This is a genomic window from Anaerolinea thermophila UNI-1, from assembly GCF_000199675.1.
Classification (GTDB): Bacteria; Chloroflexota; Anaerolineae; order Anaerolineales; family Anaerolineaceae; genus Anaerolinea; species Anaerolinea thermophila.
This window is the reverse complement of the sequence record NC_014960.1, coordinates 876,005-900,612: the sequence shown is the minus strand read 5'-3', so window position 1 is coordinate 900,612 and position 24,608 is coordinate 876,005. Positions and strand designations below refer to the sequence as shown.

The 24,608-nt window shown below is 56.3% G+C and carries 13 protein-coding genes; 8 read left to right on the top strand and 5 right to left on the bottom strand.

Annotated elements, in window-relative coordinates:
• Window position 1: 1 nt before the first annotated feature.
• The 3 genes from ANT_RS04075 to ANT_RS04065 form a co-directional block, all read right to left on the bottom strand.
• A complete protein-coding gene (locus ANT_RS04075) occupies window positions 2-946 on the bottom strand; it encodes a daunorubicin resistance protein DrrA family ABC transporter ATP-binding protein (protein ID WP_013559241.1) in 945 nt (314 codons plus the stop codon).
• 61 nt (window positions 947-1,007) lie between these two features.
• Window positions 1,008-1,994 (bottom strand): CPBP family glutamic-type intramembrane protease, encoded by a 987-nt coding sequence (locus tag ANT_RS04070; protein WP_013559240.1) that lies wholly within the window; start codon window positions 1,992-1,994, stop codon window positions 1,008-1,010.
• 21 nt (window positions 1,995-2,015) lie between these two features.
• The gene (locus tag ANT_RS04065) at window positions 2,016-3,488 is read right to left on the bottom strand and encodes a GH39 family glycosyl hydrolase (RefSeq protein ID WP_013559239.1); all 1,473 of its coding nucleotides are present in this window, start codon (window positions 3,486-3,488) and stop codon (window positions 2,016-2,018) included.
• A gap of 152 nt (window positions 3,489-3,640) precedes the next feature.
• Between ANT_RS04065 and ANT_RS04060 the strand changes: the two genes are divergently transcribed.
• From ANT_RS04060 to ANT_RS04025, 7 genes are all read left to right on the top strand, one after another.
• Complete coding sequence (locus ANT_RS04060) at window positions 3,641-4,786, top strand: ROK family transcriptional regulator (RefSeq protein WP_013559238.1); 1,146 nt, start codon at window positions 3,641-3,643, stop codon at window positions 4,784-4,786.
• Window positions 4,787-4,790: 4 nt separating this feature from the next.
• Window positions 4,791-6,191, top strand: a complete 1,401-nt coding sequence (locus tag ANT_RS04055) for an ROK family protein (RefSeq protein WP_013559237.1) — start codon at window positions 4,791-4,793, stop codon at window positions 6,189-6,191.
• Between the two features lie 2 nt (window positions 6,192-6,193).
• On the top strand, window positions 6,194-7,057 hold the full coding sequence (locus ANT_RS04050; RefSeq protein ID WP_013559236.1) for a PIG-L deacetylase family protein: 864 nt from the start codon (window positions 6,194-6,196) through the stop codon (window positions 7,055-7,057).
• A gap of 90 nt (window positions 7,058-7,147) precedes the next feature.
• Window positions 7,148-8,536 (top strand): ABC transporter substrate-binding protein, encoded by a 1,389-nt coding sequence (locus ANT_RS04045; RefSeq protein WP_013559235.1) that lies wholly within the window; start codon window positions 7,148-7,150, stop codon window positions 8,534-8,536.
• 76 nt (window positions 8,537-8,612) lie between these two features.
• The gene (locus tag ANT_RS16055; protein ID WP_013559234.1) at window positions 8,613-9,767 is read left to right on the top strand and encodes a carbohydrate ABC transporter permease; all 1,155 of its coding nucleotides are present in this window, start codon (window positions 8,613-8,615) and stop codon (window positions 9,765-9,767) included.
• 10 nt (window positions 9,768-9,777) lie between these two features.
• Window positions 9,778-10,620 (top strand): carbohydrate ABC transporter permease, encoded by an 843-nt coding sequence (locus ANT_RS04030; protein ID WP_013559233.1) that lies wholly within the window; start codon window positions 9,778-9,780, stop codon window positions 10,618-10,620.
• Between the two features lie 9 nt (window positions 10,621-10,629).
• Window positions 10,630-11,664 carry an SIS domain-containing protein gene (locus tag ANT_RS04025; protein ID WP_013559232.1) on the top strand — a complete coding sequence of 345 codons (1,035 nt, stop codon included), beginning with the start codon at window positions 10,630-10,632 and terminating at the stop codon, window positions 11,662-11,664.
• Between the two features lie 33 nt (window positions 11,665-11,697).
• Here the strand turns inward: ANT_RS04025 and ANT_RS04020 are convergent, their stop codons facing one another.
• Window positions 11,698-12,078 carry a NifB/NifX family molybdenum-iron cluster-binding protein gene (locus ANT_RS04020; protein ID WP_013559231.1) on the bottom strand — a complete coding sequence of 127 codons (381 nt, stop codon included), beginning with the start codon at window positions 12,076-12,078 and terminating at the stop codon, window positions 11,698-11,700.
• 253 nt (window positions 12,079-12,331) lie between these two features.
• Between ANT_RS04020 and ANT_RS04015 the strand changes: the two genes are divergently transcribed.
• A complete protein-coding gene (locus ANT_RS04015; protein WP_013559230.1) occupies window positions 12,332-13,036 on the top strand; it encodes a cytidylate kinase-like family protein in 705 nt (234 codons plus the stop codon).
• A gap of 83 nt (window positions 13,037-13,119) precedes the next feature.
• On the opposite strand, the gene ANT_RS04010 is transcribed toward ANT_RS04015, so the two are convergent.
• Window positions 13,120-24,588: a sortase gene (locus ANT_RS04010; RefSeq protein WP_013559229.1), complete on the bottom strand. Its 11,469-nt coding sequence runs from the start codon at window positions 24,586-24,588 to the stop codon at window positions 13,120-13,122.
• Window positions 24,589-24,608: the final 20 nt, after the last annotated feature.

The window sequence follows — 24,608 nt, the reverse complement described above, 5'->3', positions numbered from 1 at the left end:
CTCAATCACGAAGCGCGCGACCGGTCAAATGCAGGAAAACGGCTTCCAGGTCAGGCTCTTCAATCTGAAGAGAACGAATCTTCAACCCCTGTCGATGACTCCATTGCATGAGTTCGGGCAAAATCTCTTTCGCAGCATCCACCACCAGCGTCATGGTATGATTGCCCATATTCACGTGGCGGACTCCGGAGAGCATTGGGAGTGTTTCCACCAGCGGGGTCAGGGATTGTTCTTCGCTGAAGGTGAGAATAATTTTTTCCTGCTCGCCGACCTGACGAATGAGTTCCTGTAACGTTCCAATGGCAATCATTTTGCCGTGATCAATGATACCGATGCGGTGAGAGAGTTCCTGAGCCTCTTCCATGTAATGGGTAGTGTACAGGATGGTCATGCCAGAGCGATTCAGGTCTTTGACCATATCCAGAATGGCGCGGCGGGATTGCGGGTCAATGCCCACGGTCGGCTCGTCCATGAAGAGCAATCGCGGGGAATGCAACAGCCCCACGCCAATGTTCAAACGGCGTTTCATGCCGCCAGAATAGGTCTTCACCGGTTGGCGGGCTTTTTCCACCAAACCCACCCGTTCCAGAATTTCGTCCACACGCTGTTTGAGAGCTTTACCTTCCAAGCCAGCCATCTGCCCCCAGAAGAGCAAATTCTCGCGGGCGTTAAGGTCTTCGTACAGGGCAATTTCCTGAGGCACCACCCCAATCATGCGGCGAACCTGCATGGGATCGCGAATCACAGAAAATCCCCCAATCTGCGCATCGCCGTGCGTCGGGGGAAACAGGGTGGAAAGGATGGATATTGTGGTAGTTTTTCCAGCGCCGTTGGGACCAAGCAGGCTGAAGATTTCTCCCTCTTCGATGGCAAACGAAATGTCATCTACCGCCAGGACATTCCCATAAGTTTTGACCAGATTCTGCACCTGAACAATCGCCGGCATAACCCCTCCATAAACACCAACTCATTTTGTATACGTCCGAGGGCGTCAGAAGTTTCAGAAACTACCCGGAATGCATCTCAAAACGGCGAAGGTTCAACAAGAGAATCAGCGCTATAACCGCCAGGAACCCCCAACTCAACGGTGTGATGGCAATGAACAGGGGCGTTACTGCCATGCCCATGCGCAACAACATCACCGGGAAGAGGTTGCCCTGCCAACGCACCCATACCCACCCCAGCCATACGGCATGAACCAGGGTGAGCAAACCACGGCCAGCCAGTTCCTGCCACAGGGAGTCTCCTGAAAGATAATACCCGTTAAAATACAGAGGGACTACCCAAAGCGCCTCCACAACGCCAACGACCAGCACCGCCACCCAAACCGGTAGACGGTTGAGCAGGCGGGGGAGCAACCAGCCGCGCCAGCCTGGTTCGCCCCCCAGCGCCCCACCAAACAGGAAAAGATAGACGTACGAAGCCAGCAGGCTCAACACCAGCCCACCTGCCCCTCCCTCAGGCAAATTGATCTGCGCAGAAGCCCCGAACTGCGTCCAGATTGCCCACGCCAGAAGCATCAAAAGCGGATACGCCAGTGCGGCGGCAAGCCACACCAGCCAGCCCTGAAGGCTTTGAGGGAAAACCGCTTGGCGCAGTACTGTATAGAGCACTGCGCCCCCCGCGATGAAAAGCATCACCCGTGCTGTCCAACCCCAGAGGGAGACCTGAACAGGTGTCGTAGAAGCGTAAGGCAGGCAAATGAAATACAGCGCTCCCACGGCAAGGATACTGAGAACAAGATTCTCCGCTCCCCTGTCCTGCATCCAGTCCTGGCGGGTTTGACTATCCGAGATTTGCAGAATCAGCGCCATCAGCGCAGGGGCAAATGACCCCAGGGCTACCCAGTGACGCAAGGCAACCGCGTCCTGCAAACCCAACCAGCGCGGTACTAACCAGAACAATAAGGCGATGAGAAACGTACCGAGGATGAAAAACGGCACGGCAAACCGCTGAATAATGGAGCGCGCTTCAGATTCTGAGAAAGAGGACATTATCCCGCCTTTTCCAGAGGATTACCCCACCCGCCGAATGTCGTAGAAACGAATACCGCTAGGGGGCAGAACGTGTTTAATGCGCAGGGTTCCATCCAGTATCAGACGTTGATGGTCACACACACTCGGCTCGGCGGTTTGTTTTAACTGTTCCACCTGTGCCGCTGTCAGGTACTGTGGTGAGCCCATCGCCAGCCAGGCACGGAAGGCATTGCCATGCTCACGATCTACCTGATAGCAAGTAATCTCGTACTCGCCCTGCAAGCCTTCCAAAACAATTTCTTCTTCGCGCTCCCCGCCGGAGAGCGGATAATCGGAGTGGAAATCAGGGTTGACGGGTTCAACAAAATTCCAGGTCAAGAGGCGTACGTTGCCTTCCGGAGAACGGGTGACTCGCAGGGAAGGTGCATCGCTCACCAATTCTTCATCGTACAACTGGCTGAGGAAGTGGAAGGCATGATAGACGGGCTTCTTAATCCCATGCAGGTTGACCAGGCCATATTTCCCGCTGAAAGGCGTTAACCCCGGACCGGATTCTTCGAAAACGTCAGAAATTGCCCAGTAGGAATACGCCTCCAGCAAACCGCTCAGGTCTTTGACGGTTTGGAGAACAAAGGCGGCAGTAAATTCAGAATCCTTGCCATAGACATCTTCATGGATGGGCGAAACGTTCCATTCGGTGTACAGGACGGGCAAATTGGGGAAAGCCGACTGACGAACGGTTTGCACGGTGCGCTGAACATCATGAAGCATGGCTTTTTGTCCGCGCCAGTGAATACCCGAAAATTCGCCCATCTCAAACGCGGCATCAGCGCAGTAGTGGTGTGTGGAGAGGAAGTCAATGGGCACGTTGTGGGCAGCGCAGTAATCCAGCATTTCTTTGACCCACATATTGCGCGAGGTGGCGGGACCGCCCACTTTGAGAGAGGGATGCACCGCTTTCAAGGTGCGGGCGGTCAGCGCGTAAAGGTCAAAGTACTCTTCCATGCTCCCCGTCCAGAAAATGCCCTGCAAGTCGGGTTCATTCCAGACCTCAAAGTACCAGGTCTGGACTTCTTCCAGACCATAGCGCTCAATGAGGTGAGTGGCAAAGGTGCGAATCAACAGTTCCCACTCACCGCGGTCCTTAGGCGGGGTAACATTTGCCTGATAGTGGAATACGGTACGATCACCGCTCGCCAGGGCGCGCGGGGTAAAACTGAGTTCAACAAAGGGTTTCAAACCAATCGAAAGCCAGAAATCGTAAATTTTGTCCAGATTCTGGAAGTTGAACACACGCTCCCCGCCCCAAGGGATCTGGTAAATACCTACCAAATCGTGGAAGATGCCATGCGAGCGTACAGCGCGAAAGCCAATCTCGCGCTGTATCAAACGGGCATGCTCGCGCCAGTCTTCCCGCAAGGTGAGATACGCATGACATGAACCGATGCAGTTCTGGAAAAAGCGATCTAAAGGCTGGACATCGCCGTGCAGGTGAAAGTGGAAAGTATCCATACCAGTGCCTTTCTGCTTTGGAAATATAGAGAGATTATACCTGCTGTTCAAAAGTGAAGAAAGTCCAGACAATTTCACAAAACCTATTGACTTTTTAATGAAATTTTCATACAATCACTTTGTAAGTTCAATAAACAAACAATTCCAGTCTTATGGAAAAAGCCACCCACCAGCAGACCAAAGCCCACAATCGCAATCTCGTGCTCAAAACCATTTTTGAACACGAAGCCATCAGTCGTGCCGAGATTGCCCGCAAAACCCAGTTAACCCGCGCCACCGTGTCAGAACTGGTCAATGAACTCCTGACAGAAGGCATTGTTGAAGAGGTGGGCACAGGCGCATCTATTGGAGGAAAGTCCCCTATTCTGCTCAGTCTGGTGCCAGATTCGCGTTTCCTCATCGGGGTCAACCTGGGGCAGGACAACTTCATCGCCTCAGTGGTGAACCTGCGGGGAGAAATCAAAGAGACCATCGAATCCCCTGCTCTGCGGCACAATCCGGATGAAACTCTCGCCCTGGTCATTGACATGCTGGAAAGCCTCTTGCAGAAACAGTGGAAGCCCATTGTAGGCATCGGCATTGGTGCGCCGGGGTTGATCCATACCCGTCAGGGGATGGTACTGCGGGCGGTTAACCTGGATTGGGAAAACTTTCCCCTGGCACATTTGCTGGAAGAACGTTTCCACATGCCCGTTTCTATCCTTAACGACAGTCAGGCAACCGCAATCGGCGAGTTTGTGTATGGCAAGCATGTTTCCAGTGGCAATTTAATTGTGGTCAATATTCGCCATGGTATCGGCGCAGGAATCCTCATCAACGGGCGGCTGTTCCAGGGAGATGGAAGTGCCGCAGGAGAAATTGGACACGTGGTAGTCAACCCGCAAGGGGATGTATGCCGATGCGGCAAGCGGGGATGTCTGGAAACCATTGCCAGCGCAGGGGCGGTGCTTCGACGGACGGGAGTTGCTTCCCTCTCGGAAGCACTGGAACGTTGGGAAAACGGCAATTCTGGCATGCAAGCAGTGGTTGCCGAAGCAGGCAATGCCCTCGGTGAAGCGCTGGCACATCTGGTAGGGGCGTTGAACATTCACCACATCGTCCTCACGGGTGAAATGACTCGCTTTGGCGAACCCTGGCTGGAAAGTGTACGCCATGCCATGCAAAAAGCCGCTTTTCACCCGCTGGTAGAGGATACCCGCCTGGAAATCGGTATGCTGGATTATCGCGCCTGCATTCTGGGCGCAGCGGCATTCATGGTGCTGGAAGATTACGACCTCTTATTCTTACAGGAGCATTGAAAGAATGACCACTGCCCTGTCACTGCCTGAACCCCTCATCAAACCACCCCTCGACCCGGGATTCCGCCCAGCGGTCTCCGCCACTCATGCCTTCCACCAAAAAGTGAGCGGAGAGGGTGTTCCGCTGGCAATGGCTCTGGAGCGGGAAGATGGGCAGGTATCTCATTTTGAAACTTCTGTTTTTCCCGAAGGCCACCCTCTGGCAGGGCAAAACTTTCCCTACGTTGAACGGTTATTGAAATTCCTGTTATGGCAACGAGGCGCCCATACCGTGTATATCGGGGGAAATCCGCGACTGGCACAACAACTGGCTAACACCTATGGAACGAACGGTAAACGTCATTTCGACGCACAATTCCTCGGTGAAAAAGTGTATGAACAGCCCTTCCGCGTGATTGCCTGTTCCCTGGAAGAAGTCCCCCTTGATCGCGAAACCCGCAAATCCCTGGGCAGGCATCTGGAGGGTTGTCGTATTGGTTTTGACCTGGGGGCTTCTGACCGCAAGGTGAGCGCAGTTATGAATGGAGTCGCCGTGTATAGCGAAGAAGTGATCTGGGAACCGCGTAAACATGCCGACCCGGAATATCACTACCGCGAAATCCTTACCGCCCTGAAGACTGCCGCCAGCCAAATGCCGCGCGTAGACGCGATTGGCGGGAGTGCGGCGGGTATTTACATCCATAACCGCCCGCGGGTGGCTTCCCTCTTTCGTAGTGTCCCCCAAGAGCGTTTTGGCGAGATTTATACCCTCTTTGAGCGCCTTCAGAAAGAAATGGGGGTGCCGCTGGAAGTCATTAACGATGGCGATGTGACCGCACTGGCGGGCTCGATGTCCCTTGGCGAGAATGCCGTGCTGGGCATTGCGTTAGGCTCCAGCGAAGCCGCAGGCTACGTAGATGCGCAGGGAGCCATTACGGGCTGGCTGAACGAACTGGCGTTTGCGCCGATTGATTACAGCCCTGCAGCACCTTATGAGGAGTGGTCAGGCGATCAGGGATGCGGAGCAACGTATCTCTCTCAGCAGTGCGTCTTCCGCCTTGCTCCACAAGTAGGCATTGACCTGCCTCTGAACATTCCCGATGCTGAACGGTTAGCCCTGGCACAGAAACACCTTCACGAAGGACACGAAGGGGCGGTGCGGATCTGGCAAACCATGGGAGTTTATCTGGGGTATGCGCTGGCACATTACGCCGACTTTTATGAGGTAAAGCATGTGCTTATCCTGGGGCGCTGTACTTCCGGCGAGGGCGGGAATCTACTGCTGGAAGGCGTTCGAACTGTCTGGCAGGCGGAGTTCCCTCACCTGCTGGAGCAAATTCAGGTGCATCTGCCTGATGAAAAAATTCGCCGGGTGGGACAATCGGTTGCCGCCGCCAGCCTGCCCGAGTTGATGAAGGAGGATTAAGCATGAAGTTCCACCAACCTGGTGCAGAGATTTTCATCCCCGATGGCGTTTCCGTAGAAGAAGCCCTGACGCGCACCACGCATCTGTGCATTGCCGCCCATCAGGACGATGTGGAAATCATGGCAGCAGAGCCAATTCTGTCGTGTTTCCAGCATCCTGACCAGTGGTTTACAGCGGTCATCGTGACCGACGGACGCGGCTCGCCGCGCGATGGTATGTATGCCAACACCAGCGACGAAGAAATGCGCCTGATTCGCTTCAAGGAACAACGCAAAGCCGCTGTGGTGGGCGAGTATTCTGCGCTGATTTTCCTGGATTACCCCAGCAAGGTCATCAAGGATGCCGCGCAGGAAGCCCCCATTGCCGACCTGCTCGCCATTCTGCATGCCACACGTCCTCAACAGGTGTACACCCACAATCTGACCGACAAACACGACACTCACGTTGCCGTGGCATTGCGCACCCTCTCTGCCCTGCGGCACTTGCCCGCCAAACAACACCCTCAACGCGTTTTGGGGTGTGAAGTATGGCGCAGTCTGGACTGGATGCAGGACAGCGACAAGGTGGTGATGGACGTTTCGCAACATGAAAACCTGCAATACGCCCTTCTGGGAGTGTTTGATTCGCAAATTGCCGGCGGAAAACGCTACGATCTTGCCACCATGGGGCGCCGCCGCGCCAATGCCACCTACTTTGAATCGCATGGGGTGGACATCACTACAGGTTTGGCGTATGCCATGGATCTCACCCCATTGCTTCTTCAACCCGAACTTTCTCCCGCCGAACTGGTGCTTACGCTCATCCAGCACTTTCAGGAAGACGTGCTGAAGCGCCTGCAGAGGATGGGAAACTCTCCAAATTCTTGAAAGGAGGTGAAACCGAAATCAAAACTCATCGCACCTGCGTAAACCACCTTATTTTCACCTGCTAGATGAAATTCAGAAGGAGAAGGAACCATGAAAAAGAACTTGAGTATCATCTTGACCCTGCTGGTGCTGGCAAGCCTGTTGCTCAGCGCCTGCGGCACCCCTGCTACCCCGACGCAGGCGGACCAACCCACCACCAAACCCGCCGAGCCTACCAAGGCAGCAGAACCCACCAAAGCCCCCGAGCAACCCGCCGCGGAAACTACCCTGAAGATTTACCTGCTGGACTACACCCCAGACACCATTGCATGGCTGAAGAGCGAAATCAATCCCGCCTTTGAAGCCGCGCATCCGGGCGTTAAGGTGGAAATCACCGAAGGGTCGTGGTCCGGCTGGGATACCACCTTCAGCGGTTTCTTTGCCGCCGGGCAAGGTCCGGATATCATCAATCTGGGTTCGGAGATGAACACCCTCTACGGCGAGAGTCTTGCAGATATGGAGCCTTACCTGGGTGAAGCCGCTTGGCCCGAGATTAAGAACTTTGGCCCAGCGCTGGAAAACGCCAAATACAAGGGCAAACTGCGCGGCTTGCCCATCTTCACCGCTCCGCGCTATGTGTTCTGCCGCACCGATCTGATGGAAAAAGCCGGCTGGACGACCGGCACGCCCAAGAACTTTGCCGAGTGGGTGGACTTTGCCAAGAAAGCCACCATAATTGACCCGGCAACCAACTCACTGGTTCAGCAAGCCCTGGTGCCGGTTGATGCCGCCTCCATGGCAGACTGGCAGTGGTGGCTGTTGGTGTTCTACTCGCTGGGCGGTGAACTGTACAAAGCCGACGGCACGCCGAACTTCGACTCACCCGAAGCCCTGGCAACCACCAAGTGGATGCTGGAAATGCGCCAGGCGATTTACGGGCCCTATGCTAACGCGGTGGGTTCCCTGCCCACCGGTCAGGGCTCGGTCATTGATGTGAACGATGAGACCGGCAAAGACAACGGCGCGGTGTGTCTGGCGCACTCCGGTTGGGCGGCGCCCGCCTTCAACCGCCCCATCTGGGAGAAAATCAGCATTGACCCGTTCTTTGGCGATCCGGCGAACTTCCCCAAGAGCAAGCCGGTGGTGCTGGCGTTCAACGACTGGCTGGCAGTGCCGGAATACAGCCCCAACAAACAGTTGGCGGCGGACTGGCTGAAACTGGCATTCACCAAGGAAGCCAATCACAAGTGGAACGAAACCATGGGCTTGATTCCCGCCCGCAACGATGCGCACTACGGCTACGTCACCGACACCCCGCAGTTGAAGCGGGAAGCCGAACTGGCATCTCAGTATGGTGTGGGATTCGCCGGCATCCTCGAATCGGCAAAACTGTCCACCATCATGCAGGATGCGCTGGGGAAACTCATCACCGAAGAACTGACCCCCGAAGAAGTGGTGGCGAAGATTCAAGAAGAATACTCCGCCGCATTGGGCAAATAATTGTCTTCAGGTTGTCCGGTGGGGGCAGAATTGCCTGCTCCCACCGGATTTTTGACCCCGCAGGGAGGCTTCCACCATGTTGAGAAACCCTTATCTGGACACCCTGATCACCGCGGGATTAACGGTGCTGTTTATCATCCTTACCAGTTACGGGCTGGCGGCCCTGGCAAGGCAAATTCAGCGCTGGCGCGGGGCTTCTCCCAAACTTCAACAGGACACGTTTGCAGGATACCTGTTTGCCGCGCCCTGGATCACCGGCTTTTTGATTTTCGTGGTCTTTCCTCTGGCGGCTTCGCTGTACTGGTCATTCACCGATTACCGCATTGCCGCCGGCGTCAGCCCCAAATGGGTAGGATTCAGCAACTACCTGCACCTGCTTTTGAAGGACACCAACTTCCGGGCATCCATCGTCAACACCCTGTTTTTAGTGGTCGTGGGTTTGCCCCTGCAAATTGGCGTGGCGCTTTTCCTGGCAGTTATCCTGAACCAGAAAGCACGCGGGGAGAAGGTGTTCCGTATGGCGTTTTACCTGCCGGTCATTCTGGGCTTCAACGCCGCCGTCCTGTTGTGCTGGCGGTTAATGCTCAACACCGGCACGGGCATCATCAATCAAATTTTACGCGCCATCAGCCGGGCATTCCCCCCCTTCGATTACCTTCTGCGGGCAGGCATTTTCGTGCAGGAACTCATCAGCGCGGTGTTTCTGGGGATTGGGAGCGGCAAATTTAACCTGCTGATGAAAATCTGGGAAGCCGGTTTCCCGCCCCCCAACCGCGTCCCCCTGTGGATTCAAAGCCCGCTGTGGTCTAAAACCTCGGTCATCCTGCTGATGATCTGGGGATGCGGCGCCATGATGATGATCTTCCTGGCGGGCTTGAACAACATTCCCCGCGAACTGCATGAAGCCGCCGAAGTGGACGGGGCTACCCGCAGTCAGCGTTTCTGGAAAATTACCTTCCCCCTGCTCACGCCTTATATTTTCTACAATCTGGTGGTGGGAACCATCAACACCCTGCAAATTTTCGAACCCATTTACGTGCTGTACCGCGATAACCAGCCTCTGGTGCCATCCGCCATTTCCATGGTGTACTACCTCTGGCAGGTCAGTTTCCGCCATTTCGAAATCGGTATGGGGTCTGCCATTTCCTGGCTGATTATGATTTTGATTCTGATTGTCACCGTGATTCAATTCCGCCTGCAAAACCGCTGGGTGACCTACGAACTGTATTGAGGAGGAAACCATGCGCACGTCTGCACACATTCTTGAACGAATTTTGCTGTACTTCCTGCTGACCGGCATGACCGTGCTGATGAGTTTCCCCCTGCTGTGGATGATTTCATCTTCTCTGAAGACGCTGGAAGAAACCAACGCTCCGGGCATCATCTGGATTCCGGCGCATCCCACTTTTCAGGCGTATATGCGCCTTTTCCAGAACAGCGATTTTCTGCGCGCCTACTTCAACACCGTGTTTTACACCGCGCTGGCGCTCACCGGCACGCTGATTTCGATTGCCTTTGTGGCGTATGCCTTCAGCCGTGTGGAATGGCCCGGCAAGAATCTGGTGTTTTTCCTCATGCTTTCCACAATGATGATTCCCCCGCAAGCCCTGATTGTGCCGCAGTACGTGTTTTTCAATAAACTGAACTGGGTAGGCACATTCAAACCGCTGATCATCCCCGGCTTCTTTGCCGGCGGTGCGGCAATGGTCTTCCTGCTCCGCCAGGCAATGGCGCAAATTCCCAAAGAACTGGATGAAGCCGCATTTGTGGACGGTGCCAGTCACCTGCAAATCTGGTGGGAAATCGTCATGCCCTTGATGAAAACCCCGCTGGCAACGGTTGCCACGTTTTTATTTGTAGGCTTCTGGAACAACCTGCTCACCCCCTTGATGTACCTGCAAACAGTGGACCTGTACACCCTGCCGGTGTATGTCTCCACACTCTATAATATTAACCTGACGGTTCAGCAATGGCCCACCATTATGGCGGCGGCAGTGCTGACCACCGTGCCGTTGATGGTGGTGTTCTTCTTCTCCCAGCGCTTCATTCTTGAGGGAGTGGTGGTCTCCGGCTTGAAAGGATAAAGTCCTTATATGATTCTGCATGACGAAATCCTCGAACAGCCCCAACGTCTCAGACATCTGCTGGAAAACCAGCGGGAAACGGCTCAGCGGATTGCGCAAGCCATTCGCTCTCATGATGTCCAGTATGTGGTGATTGCCGCCAGAGGCACCTCTGACAATGCCGCCCGCTATGCCACTTATCTCTGGGGGGCTTTGAACGGTTTACCAGTGGCATTAGCCACACCCTCTTTGTTCACCTACTACCAGACTCCGCCGCGCATGCGTGGGGCGCTGGTGGTGGGTATTTCACAATCGGGACAATCGCCAGACATCGTGCAGGTGGTAGAAGAAGGCAAACGGCAGGGATGCCTGACGCTGGCAATTACCAATACGCCTGATTCTCCGCTGGCGCAGATTGCAGAACATCATTTCGATATTCAGGCAGGGGCAGAAAAAGCCGTGGCGGCTACCAAGACCTACACCGCGCAGTTGACAGCCATTGCCATGATTGCCGCGGCATTGAGCGAGTCCTCTGAACTTTGGGCAGAACTCTGGCAACTTCCAGCATGGGCTGAGGAAGTGTTAAAGGATGAAGCCCGGATAGAACAAGCCGTTCAACGTTACCGCTACATGGAACGCTGTGCGGTGCTTGGGCGTGGATTCAACTACGCCACGGCGTTCGAATGGGCATTGAAACTGAAAGAACTCACCTATGTTGCCGCCGAGCCGTACTCTTCAGCAGATTTCCTTCACGGACCCATTGCCATGATACAGGAAGGCTTTCCTGTGATGGTGGTTGCTCCGCAGGGAAAAATCTTCGCTTCTGTGCATCAGACCCTGGAGCAATTACGAAGGCTGAGGGCAGAAACCGTGGTCATTTCCAACGGACATGAGGCATTGAATCAGGCAACCACCGCTCTACCAATTCCTGAAGGCGTTCCTGAGTGGCTTTCGCCCCTGGTGAGCATCCTGCCTGCACAATTGTTCACCTACTATCTCACACTAGCCAGAGGATACGACCCCGACCACCCGAGAACTATCTTTAAAGTGACGCGCACGGAGTAAAAATAAAGCCCCCGCGTGGCGGGGGCTAATTCGTTAATGGGCATGCACACGGCGCAAATCCGACTCAAGTACGCCTTTCAGATATGCCTGAAGTGCTTTTTCAATGGAGCGCTCGCCGGTCAGAATGACCTCCAGTCCCTGTTCGCGGGCACGCTCAAAAGCAGGCGTGCCCATCCCCCCGGAAATTAACACCTGGCAGTCTTTCAACAGGTCAAACATGGCATGGGCATGGTGTCCACCGTGAGCATGAGGGGGATGCTCCTGTTCGTCATCATGATGTTGATGGACTTCCTTCTCGCGCATTTCAGTGTTGACCACTGCCCCATCCTGTACCTCAATCACCTTAAAGAAACGCGCCTGCCCTAAATGGGCGTAAATCTTTTCTCCATCCTGCGTTGGGAAGGCAATTTTCATACATCCTCCAAACCATCAAATTGTTGTCTTTCAATTGGATGCACTTCTCCGATTTTCGTTACCTATTTTTTAATTTTCTGGCGATTCAGATTGAATCTCCCCGCTGAATATGCTATGCTATGTATAGACAATTCCCCTGCATGGCACGGCAACAAAGTCGGGCGGAGAATCAGCGTCAAGCCTGATTTATCATAAGTCACCCCCGCCTTCCATTCGGGTTCGAAAAATAGACCAACTCAAATGGAGGTGTGGTATGGCAACAATCACCATCTCGCGTCAGTTTGGCAGTGGTGGGGATGAGATTGCCCGCATGGTGGCAGACATGCTCAACTACCGCATGTTTGATAAATGGATGATTCTGAACGCCGCCCGAGAGAGCGGGCTTTCCGAGCAGGAAATCATCGACTACAGTGAGGATAACTACCGGGTGCGCGGCTTTCTGGAGAGACTGTTTGCCCGCACCGCACCAATTTCAATTACCTATGGCGTGATTGAAGAGCCCTACAGTGTACATCTGCTGGAGCAGGAACTGAGCGAAGAGACTGCCCTGCGCCTGGTACAGAAAGCCGTACAAAGTGCACACGCTCAGGGTAACGTGGTTATCGTGGGGCGCGGCGGTCAGGTGATTTTGCAAAACGAACCCAACACCCTGCATGTGCGCATTGAAGCCCCGCTGGAAGACCGCATCCTGCGGGTCAAACAGCAAATCCGCGAACAAAATCACCGTGGCTATGCCGACATCCAGCCGCGCCGTCAGGCGCAAAATCTGATTGAAGAGCGCGATGCGGCATCAGCCGATTACATCAAGCGTTTCTACGAAGCCAACTGGGCAGATCCCATGCTCTATCACATGGTGCTGAACACCGGCAAACTCTCGCTGGAGCAGGCGGCAAATCTCATCGTACAAGCCGTAAAGGAATTGGAAAGCCGCTCCCAACAGGCGGCACAACCCGCCTGATGTTACGCCCCCCGCGCTTGCGGGGGGCGTTCTATATTCAGCGTTTTGCTTTCAAATGCTGGCAATTCAAGTGCCCGGCTGAACTATTTCACTTCTATCAGCACCGCCTGCACCACCACACGGGAAGCGTAATCATTTGTCTGCTGGTTGTATCCCTGGCAGGTGATGAGGGTGAGCCAGGCGCGTTCCTGATGGCCGAGTACACTCAGATCATCGGGCTGTACCCGCTTGACCACCCGCACCGCATAGCGGTATTCCTGTCCGGCGTAGCGGATGATGATGGTATCGCCCCACTTGAGTTTGCCCAAATTCACAAACGGGCCGGGCTTGCCATCGGGACCGTACACATGCGCGGTCAACCCGCTGTTGCCTTTCCAGGTGGGGAACGCCGTTCCTTCCAGATACCCCACCTGATTGGACAGCCAGGTTAAGTCCCAGCCTTCCGCCGTCAACGGTACGCCCATGATGGGCGCCTTCACCCCCAGCGTGGGGATTTCCAGCGTCATGCCCTGATCGGTATATTGCTTATCAGCCGGCTGGGCAGGCAGTTGGGTCACCAGTCCAGGGGCAAAGCCGGTCTTGGGCAGTTCCAGTTCCGGCACCAGCAGAGAGGCTTTTCCCGAAGCACCGTACACATCCACCACAGAACCCGGAACGTAAGAGCGTTCAATCGAGCGCGGGTTGTAAGGTGACTGCGGCGCTCCCACATAATCCGGCAGACTGCTCCAAACCACCTGCGCCACGTTGGTCACGCTACTGCCGGGTTTGATGTTTGTCACCCGCGCGCGGAACTGCAAGACGGTAGCCGGGGCATTGGCTGGGAAGACATCCCAGGTTGCCGTCAGCGTCGGCACTCCGCTCTCCACCAGAGTGGTAGGCGCTACACCGCTGACGAACTGCCACGATCCGGGCACGTAGGTTAAGCCGTACGGCACAACATCGGTCAAAACCACATTGTGAGCCGGACCCTCACTATCCGGATGACGGGAGAGGGTAATCGTAAAGGTGACTTCCTGTCCTTCCATGGCTTCCCGCGGGGCAACGGTCTTTTCCACCATCAACCGCGGTTCGATGATGCGCACCAGTGAAGCCTCTGCTTCCACATTTCCGCCTGTCCAGGTCCATTGAGCATGATTGTTCAAAGTCACCCCGCTGACATTCTCCGCCACGTCCAGCACCACCACACGGTAACGTACTACCAGCGTCTGCGGTTCGGGCGAGGTATTGGTGACATTGCCAAAGTTCAGCGTCATCTTACGCCCGGCATCAGCGGGATTGGTGCTTCCCGCAGGTTCAGCCGCGATGCTGGCGGTGTTGCAAATCGCCGTCAGCGGACCCGCCGAAGCCGTCACCGCGGGATCGGCAGTAATTGAGTCACACCCAATGAAAGCCAGCCCGCGATCCAGCGTATCGGTCAGTACCAGATTCTGCACCGAACCGGCAGGAACATCCAGCGAGATTTCATACGTCAGTACCTCGCCGATAGCAACTTCCGGATTGGCAGTGAAGTCCTGATTGGTGGCTACCAGTTGTTTGGCACTCACCCCAATCTCATCCATATCAGTAGAAGTGTTGTTGTCCGGCGTTGGATCAGCGCCGTTTTGACCGTCATCGCGTACCGTGACCGTGTTCAGAATATTCAAAATATCAGGAGTAAGCGGATCATCCACCGCCACCGCAAACTGCACGGTCACCGTAGCACCTGCCGCCAGCGAACCCAGGCTCAAGGTACAGGTGCTTCCGGCGTTGTTATCGGGAACGCATGTCCAGCCTGACGTGCTGGAAGCCGATACGAAGGTGGTACCGCTGGGAACGGTTTCCTCCACCACCACTCCGGTAGCTTCCTGATTGCCCACATTGCGCACCGTCAGAGTGTACACCAGCGTTTCACCCGGAGAAACCAGATCCACGCCATCGCTCTTCTCAATTGTTAAGTCCGGCGCTGCGCCTAAGGGCGTGTCGTCACTGCCAGTGTTATTCCCCGGTGTCGGGTCAGCACCGTTCGTGCCGTCATCCGCAATCACCACCGTGTTGGCAATCTGCGTCACCCCTGCCGGTAACGGGTTGTCCACCGTCACCGCAAAGGTCACCGTGCCGCTCGCGCCGCCCGCCAGCGTCCCCAGACTCAGCGTGCAGGTGCTCCCGGCATTGTTGTCCGGTACACAACTCCACCCCACCGTACTCGCCCCTGCATTGAACACGCTGTTGGCTGGCACCGTCTCCGTCAGCACCACGTTCTCTGCCGCCTGATTGCCCACATTCGCGTAACTGATGGTGTAGGCTACCACATCCCCCGGCGCCGCCGTCACCCCGCCGTCCGTCTTGCTCACCGTCAGGTCCGGCGCGGCATCCACCGGCGTGTCGTCACTGCCAGTGTTATTCCCCGGTGTCGGATCAGCGCCGTTCGCGCCATCATCCGCAATCACCACCGTGTTGGCAATCTGCGTCACCCCTGCCGGTAACGGGTTGTCCACCGTCACCGCAAAGGTCACCGTGCCGCTTGCGCCGCCCGCCAGCGTCCCCAGACTCAGCGTGCAGGTGCTCCCGGCATTGTTGTCCGGCGTGCAGTTCCATCCCGTTGTGCTGGCACCCGCGTTGAACACGCTGTTGGCTGGCACCGTCTCCGTCAGCACCACATTCTCAGCCGCCTGATTGCCCACATTCGCGTAACTGATGGTGTAGGCTACCACATCCCCCGGCGCCGCCGTCACCCCGCCGTCCGTCTTGCTCACTGTCAGGTCCGGCGCGGCATCCACCGGCGTGTCGTCACTGCCAGTGTTATTCCCCGGTGTCGGATCAGCGCCGTTCGCGCCGTCATCCGCAATCACCACCGTGTTGGCAATCTGCGTCACCCCTGCCGGTAACGGGTTGTCCACCGTCACCGCAAAGGTCACCGTGCCGCTTGCGCCGCCCGCCAGCGTCCCCAGACTCAGCGTGCAGGTGCTTCCGGCATTGTTGTCCGGCGTGCAGTTCCATCCCGCTGTGCTGGCGCCTGCGTTGAACACGCTGTTGGCTGGCACCGTCTCCGTCAGCACCACATTCTCAGCCGCCTGATTGCCCACATTCGCGTAACTGATGGTGTAGGCTACCACATCCCCCGGCGCCGCCGTCACCCCGCCGTCTGTCTTGCTCACCGTCAGGTCCGGCGCGGCATCCACCGGCGTGTCGTCACTGCCAGTGTTATTCCCCGGTGTCGGATCAGCGCCGTTCGCGCCGTCATCCGCAATCACCACCGTGTTGGCAATCTGCGTCACCCCTGCCGGTAACGGGTTGTCCACCGTCACCGCAAAGGTCACCGTGCCGCTTGCGCCGCCCGCCAGCGTCCCCAGACTCAGCGTGCAGGTGCTTCCGGCATTGTTGTCCGGCGTGCAGTTCCATCCCGCTGTGCTGGCGCCTGCGTTGAACACGCTGTTGGCTGGCACCGTCTCCGTCAGCACCACATTCTCAGCCGCCTGATTGCCCACATTCGCGTAACTGATGGTGTAGGCTACCACATCCCCCGGCGCCGCCGTCACCCCGCCGTCTGTCTTGCTCACTGTCAGGTCCGGCACGGCATCCACCGGCGTGTCGTCACTGCCGGTATTGTTCCCTGGCGTCGGGTCGTTGCCATGCGTGCCATCATCGGCAATGTAGACCACATTGTTGATTTGGGTGACTCCCGCCGGTACCGGATTCACCACCTGCACCTGATACGTCAGGCTTCCGGAAGCACCCGGGGTCAAAGTACCCAAATTATAGGTACACACACTGCCGGCGTTGTTGTTCGGCGTGCAGGTCCAGCCTGCCGGTCCCACAAAGGTGGTGTGAGCCGGCACGGTTTCAGAAATCACCACGCCGGTTGCCGCACCGTTGCCAGTATTGCTGTAATTGAGCGTGTATGTAATCGTGCCGCCCGGGATTACCGAGACACCCCCATCGGACTTGGAAATCTGCAAATCGGGACCGGTGCTGGTCAGGGTAACCGAAGAGGCGCGAAGGTAATCATTGACGCCGCCACTGCCGTCGCGTTCACCGCTATCCGAACCGGAGAGCGAAGTCCACACCAGCCCGGCGTTGTTGGTCATCGCCGTACCGAGACTGGGTGTGGTCACCTGCGCCTGATAGGTAATCACCCCGTTCTGTCCCAGAGGAAGCACATCCCAGCGCACCAGCAGATTGGGTGCGCCGCTGTCATCCAGCACGGTCGGCGCGTAGCCACTGGAAGCCAGCGAGCCGGGTACATAGGTCAACCCGGCAGGGATAACATCGGTCAGCACCACGTCCTGAGCATCGGCACTGCTGGCGGCAGAGTGCGCCACCGTCAGCGTAAAGGTAACCACCTGACCCAATCCCGGTGTGGTTGTGCTGGCAGTCTTGTTAAGCGCCAGGTCAGGCTCCACCAACGTGACCGTCACCGGCGATGCCTGCACCACCGGACCACTGCCCGCCTGCAAACTGGCATTGTTAGTCAGGGAAACGCCATTTTGATTCGCCAGTTCGTTGACCACCCGGGCGGTCAAACGCAGGCGCAGGGTATTGTTCGCCGGATCGTTGTCGGCATTGACAACAACAGGCTGGTTGAAGGTGAAGACCACATCATCGCCACTGCCGCCGGCTGAAGTAATCACCGGATCAGTGCTGTCCACCGTGCCGTTGAAGCCGGTGACATCCAGCGCGCCACTGCCGGTCACATAAGCCAGACCGACGGGCAAATCATCTGTCACCACCACCGGCGCAGGGATGGTGCCTTCAGGCAGAGAAACTGCCAGTTCAAAGGTCACCGTCTCGCCGATGGTCAGGTTGGCTCCCGAGGTATGTCCGGCGGAAGTCGCCACCAGGGCTTTGCTCAGAGTGTACCCGGCAGACGTGAAATTCGCCGAAGTGCTGGTACGGTAATCATTGACCCCGCCACTGCCGTCGCGCTCGCCGGAAACCGAGCCAGAGAGCGAAGTCCAATCGGCATTAGCGGTATTATTGAAGGTTTGCCCGGGCTGAATATTGGCATCCAGCGTGGCGGTGAAAGTCACGGTAGCGCTTCCGCCGGGCGGAATCACGCCGATAGTAATGTCCACTGTGTTGCCCGCAGAAGCATCCGTCACCCCTGCGGCACCGCCCACCAGATTGACGGAAATCGAACCCAGGTCAAGAGTCAGTCCTGCCGGTAAAGTGTCCACCAAGTGAACATCGTAAGCCGGGCTGACATTGGCTCCGCCAGGATTAGCAAGCACCAAGGTATAGGTCGCCACGCCGCCGGCATCCGCTGGAGTGGGCGGCACAACGGCTTTGCTGAGGGTCATGGCGGGTTCCACCAGCGTGACCGGGTCACTGGCGTTGAGCGTCCTGGTCGTACCTGTTGCGTCCGTGTATGTCAGCGAGGCGGTATTATTCAGAGAGATACCCTGCTGATTACCCGCCACGTTGGCTACCTGAGCGGTAAAGGTCAACGTCACCGGGCTGGAAGAAACCACCGCGTTGCCAAAGTCCACCGTCAGGGTCACCGGCGCAGTACCATCATTAGGCGAACTGACGGTCACGCTCACCGGCGCGGTGATGCCCGCGCTCACGCTCAAACTACCGGTCTGGTAAATCAACCCGGCAGGCAGGGTATCGGTAATGGTCAGGTTGCGCAGAGTCCCCAGCGGCGACTGCATCGTGAGGGTGTATGAAATCACCTGCCCGATGGTGGCTGAGGTCAAACCGCCATCGCTCTTGCTGAAAGTTGGTGCCGGGCTGGTAAAGGTAGCGCTGGCGGTATCCTGCGTGCCGTCGTTGGGATAAGACGTAGTGTCGTCATACACCCGCTCGAAGGCGTCACTGCCGTTGTGCGAGGACCAGTCAGCATCTATGGTATTGACATGCGCACCATCCAGGTGCAGGCTCGAAAGCGCCAGCGCCTGATACGTACACTCGATATAGGCATCCGGATCAGTCACCGGTAAATCCCAGGCATCCGCCGGAACGCCGCTGAAGGTCAATGTGGCGCCGGCATCAGTGACATTCACCGCAATCGGAGCCGTGGTCACCCCGTCAAAGAACTGGCAGGACGCCGAGCCGGACTGATAGGCTACCCCCTGCGCCAGCGTATCCACCGCGGTGATGTCGTACGCCGGACTGTTGCCGGTGTTGGTGAAGCGCACGGTGTAGGTAAGCAGATTCCCTGCCTGAATATTAGCATTGGGTGTCACATTCTTGGTGGTAACAATGGTCGGTTCAATAATGGTGAGATTGACCGAAGAAGGCGGCACTGCCGGACCGTTGTAAGCGACCGTAGCGGTGTTGGTCAGGGTGGTTCCATCCACATTGCTGGCAATGTTCAGCACCCGCGCGGTAATCTGAATCAGGAAGGCGTTATTATTCGCCACGTTATCGGCAGTGGTGGGAGTATCGCCAAAATTGAAGGTGATATCGCCGCCGCTCCCGCCCGCCTGTGTGACGGTTGGCGCGGGAAGGGCACCGTTGTAATCTGCCGCCAGCAAGCCGCCGCTCGCCGCGGCAGAGGTGATGATCTGATAAGACTCCACCTGCAAGCCAGCGGGAATATCGTCCGTCACCACCAGCGCCTGCGTCACCCCCTCAGGCAGGGTCACCACCAGATTATAGGTCACCAAGTCGCCAATGGTGTAAGTCGTGGGAGAAACACTCTTGGCAATTTGCGGAGAGTTGGTAGCCACAATGATCGCGGTACTGCTGGCGCGGTAATCGTTGTTGGGGTTCGGCGTCTGTGTGCCGTTGCGCTCGCCGTAGTAATCTCCCCCCGGAATGGTAGAAGTGCCCAGCGGCGTACCGCTTCCGGGCAGGCTGGTGTAAGTCACCGTGGCTGTGTTGCTGATGCTGAAGCCATTGGGCGCCGACGGGCTGATGGTGGCATCAATCGTAATGGTAATGGTTTGTCCGGGATCCAGACAGGTGGCGTTCATGGTCATCACCTGCCCGGCGAAACTGGCAGAGGCATTGAAGGGGGTACCGCCCGCGCAGGTCGCGCCCTGCGATGAGGTCACACTGACCGTTCCCGGCACCAGATAGCCATCCAATGTATCGCTGACCACCAGATCAAAAGCAGTGGTGCGGTTGGCGCCACTCTGCGCGCCTACGGTAATGGTAAAGGTCACCGGATCACCGGCATCGCCAGAGGCAATCGAAGCCGTCTTGCTGATGGTGAGCAAAGGCTCGGCAACAACCACATTCACTGTATTGGAAGTAGAATTTGAAGATCCATTCACATAAGTATTGGCTGAGTTTCCACGAGTATCTCCGGTATCGTTCGGATTGGTCGGATAATTGTTATCCACAAAGGCATTGAATTCGATCACCACATACTCGTAATCGGGATCCGAATCCGCATTCACTAGATTGCCCAATTTGAAGTACACATCTACGCCCGTGAAGGAACCGGCGGCGTCAGTATAGTTATCCAAATTGGTAGCAGTGCTACCGGTACTTCCAATATTGCCATCCGCCAGGGTACAGGGCAGGGGCGATGCTGGCGTGGTAGCATTGGCAGTACTGCCGGGCACCGTGCAACCTGCAGGAATCGCCGGAACAATCCCAATTCCCGTCGAGGTGAACCCGGCGCCGTTGGATACAAAGGCAAGCGTTGCCGTGCCATCGTTCAGGAAGGTTAAGCCGGGAGGCAGGTTATCGCGAATCTGGAAATTCGGTTGCGTGCCCTCTGGCACCCGTACCACCACACGGTAGCGCACAATTTCGCCAACCGCCACACTGGCGCCTGAGGTATGTCCCTCGGAAGTGGCTACCAGATATTTGGTGGTGGCTGTATTGGCAAAATTTACCGGTTCAGGCTCAGAAGAAAGGTAATCGTTCAGCGGCGCACCACTGCCGTCGCGCTCTTCCGAACTGGTGTTGTAGGGTGAACGGTCTCCCGGGGAGCCGCTCAGGCTGGTCCAGGTGGTGGTGGCCGTGTTGGTCACTGTTGGATTGCCCGCCCGCACGGTGTTATTTACTGTCGCCTGGAAGGTCAATGTACAGGAAGTGTTGCGCGGGAAAGTAGCAAAGGTGGCCGTCAGGGTCGGTAAAGCAGTATCATTCAGCACAGGCACACCTGCCGAACACGCACTTACGGTAAAGCTTCCGGGCACGTAAGTGAATAGCGCGGGGATAACATCAGTCATCACCACATCATAGGCGTCCGTATCGGCCGCGCTATTTGGATTATTAAGAGTAATGGTGAAGGTCACTACATCCCCGGCATCCAAATTCGTATTGGGGGAAGCCGATTTCGAGGTATTTACCTGCGGTTCAATAACCGTCAAATCAGCACTCTGCACAGTTGCAGTTCCCCCTGCTCCGCCATCCACAATTAGGCGGGCAGTATTGCGCAGGGTGGTTCCTGCCTGATTGCCCAGTTCATTCAGCACCACCGCGGTGAATTGAATATCCACATATTCATCGGTGCTGTTATCACGGTTAGCATTGGTCAGCGTGCCGAGATTGAAGACAACCGTATGCCCATTCAAGTTGACGGTGGGATTGATCGGATCGTTACAGGCGGTAGCAAACCCACCGCTCAAATTGGTGCTTACATCCGTTGAAGCGGTAATTCCCAAACAGTCCACAAATGCCAACCCAGCCGGGAGATCATCCTGCACGGCCACATTATTCATCACCCCTTCCGGCACGGTAATGCGCACGGTATAGGTGACCAATTCCCCAATCACCGCCTGGGTAACACTGTTCACCGAATTGATAATTTCGGTGGTGAAAATCTTTCCCAGCCCGGCAGTGCGCGCCTGCACCGTAGCCTGATCCGTCAAATCGGTTGGGGTGTGATCAGCACCGCCTTCACTACCAGCATAATTCGTCAGCAAAGCGGTATTAACAAGGGAAGCACCAGAAACCAGCGTACCATCCAGCGTTACGTCAAACGTAACTACAGCGATGTTGCGTCCGTTGCTGGCATCATAGGGATCCAGTGCGCCCGCTGGATTTGCCGTGGGGCCCGGATCGTTAAGCACAATGCCCGTACCGAACAAATCTGTCTCCGCGCCGGAGTACCCGATTGCCGCACCCGTACCGTCGGTCACGCAGAGCGAACCGGGCACGTAGGTCATGCCTGCTGGGAGGGTATCGGCGATGCGCACGTCAAACGCGCCGTTCAAGCCACTTCCGGTGTTCTCGACGGTGATAGCAAAGGTCAAGCGGTCGCCGGCATCCACCCCGCCGGTGATGTTGCTGTTAATGGGCTGAGTGGCAAGTCCGCTGGAGTTGACCGTTCCGCTAAAGCGTGGACACCCCGAACCCGAGAAGGTTACCCCTGCAGGTGCAACTTGAGACGGGTTGAAAACCGCAGCAGAATTTTCTGACCACACCACCCCCTTACGAATATTCAATATCGGTTCGGTAAGTTGAATTTGCACAATCGAATCGGCAACACTATCGCCAGCGTTGGTTGCACCCTCGTGTCCGCGCAATTGATTGGTCAGGTACAAGCCATCAGCAAAAGGATCACTGCGCACTGTTACAGTAAAGAGGATATCTACCGTCGTGGATTGATTGGAGGCACTGTCATAACTGCCGTAATCAAAGCGTACGCTGTTTTGTGCTGTGCTGGTCGTCAGGGCAGGAACAAGGCTCGAATAGGCGTAGAAGGTATCGGCAGGGCCAAACTTTGCCTGCCCAGCTGGAGGCGCCGCCGGGCTCACAGTGGGATTAAAAGTGGTAACCTCAGTAGCATTGAATACCGGCAGAGGGAGATAGTCAATCAGATACAGGTTCTCCACATCGCTGGTGGGCAGGGTATAGCGCAGACGGTAGGTAACCGTATCGGCAGGGGCAACCCGCACCGAAGTACAGGGTTGGGGCGAACACACTACCCCATTGATGGCGTAAATCGTCTTATCCCCCGCGCCACGCGGGATGGAGGTTTCTGCTTGACTGGAATCCTGCTCATCTTCTCCAGTGGGAGTCAGGTTCGCCACATTCAGCACATTCGACATCGCCGTAACCAAATTGTTCAGCATATCCCCCTGATCCACCGAGGGATCGCCGGAGGGATAGTTATACAGGAAATTTTCCTGCACCACCGTGCGGAAGCGCAGGGTCAGGGTGGTGGCACCGCCATTGTACGCGCCGCAATCCGGGACGGGACCACCCGTACCGCCATCGGGTACGCATCCACCCAACAGAATACGATCCAGCCCGCGGCTCTGCAGTTCTGATGAGACGCGGAAAGTTACCTCGGTGAAACCCAAAAAGGCATTGGGAATCACCGTGTAATTAGCGGAGTTCATCGGTGCACTGGTTGTTGCGCCATGCTCGGTCACCGAAAGCGTCGGCGTAAAGGTGGCGTCCCAGGCTTGACCGTCGGAGAATAAATCGTCAATGATAATATCCGTCAGGGCAAAGAAATCAGAAACCTGCACCTGTAAGGTGTATTCCAGCGTATCGCCCGGAGAAAGCGGTGCAGGCGAGAGGTTTGCCACCGATTTTTGAATGGCAATGGATTTCAGCGTAATGGTGTAATCGCTGGGGGGCATATTCGAGGTTACCAGCCCAGCGGTATCGCGGGGATCCAACGGCGTCCAATTGCCTTCTGCACGAGAGTCGTTCAGAGAGAGGACATCATCACCCGTGATTGGATTAAGAACAGGATTACCGCTCGCATCATTCAGAGGAACGTAAAAAGTAAATTCAACTACCACGTCGGTGTCACTAGCCCCTCCAGTGACAGAAGCCCAACGCACAATTAAGTCATTGTTCGGAGGCAATTGCGCGCCCGGGGTGGCAGGCTGGTCGAGCACCACAGCCCCACCCGGTGAAGTAGAGGTAACCGCCAGAAACGCTAGATTGGGAGGAAGCAAATCAGTCACCGTCAGGTTGGTGATGGTCTGCCCGACAGGGATATCTACTGCAATGCGGTACGTGCGGGGAAAATTGGGGCCGGTAACCGTTTCATCTTCCGGCCCAAGGTAGGTCTTAACCACACGAATCAGGGTCGGGGTTGTCGAAGCCGTTGTCCATCCACCAACAATGGAGGGGTCTGTAGATGGGTCGGACACCGGCGTCTCGCCAAACTGATAGCCGCCGCGCGCCTGAATGGTCAGCGGAGTGTCTACATCAGCATAATTGTTCATGTTGACGCTGACGTTCACTTCCACCGGCGGCTGATCAGGGAAGAACGAGCCAAAAGGAAGGAGCAAAACCACCAGTTGATCGCCCGGAGTGCCGCACACCTGCACCGGCGCGCCGCTGGTATCTACCGCATAGGGGTGAGCCACACAGCCTGTCGGAGCTGGAAAAGTTAATACCACCGAAGACAATGGCAGCCCCAAATAGGTTGCACCGGCAAAGGTGAGCCCATCATCTCCATCTGCACCAGTTGCTGGAAGGATCAAGTCAATGAAAGGTCCATACCCGGGCGCGGTACCATTGTTATCAAAGGTCACCGTGAAAGTGAAGGGCTGTCCCAGCATGGTCTCTGCCGGTACATTGAGAGAGACATCTGTGGTTGGCTGAGCCAGCGGACGAGCCTGTACCGGTACGATTGGCAAAGCCCCAATCAACATCAGGAAGATTCCCCAGATCGACCCGATTCTCAAGGCGACGCTTTTATGCATATTCCCTCCAGAGATGGTTC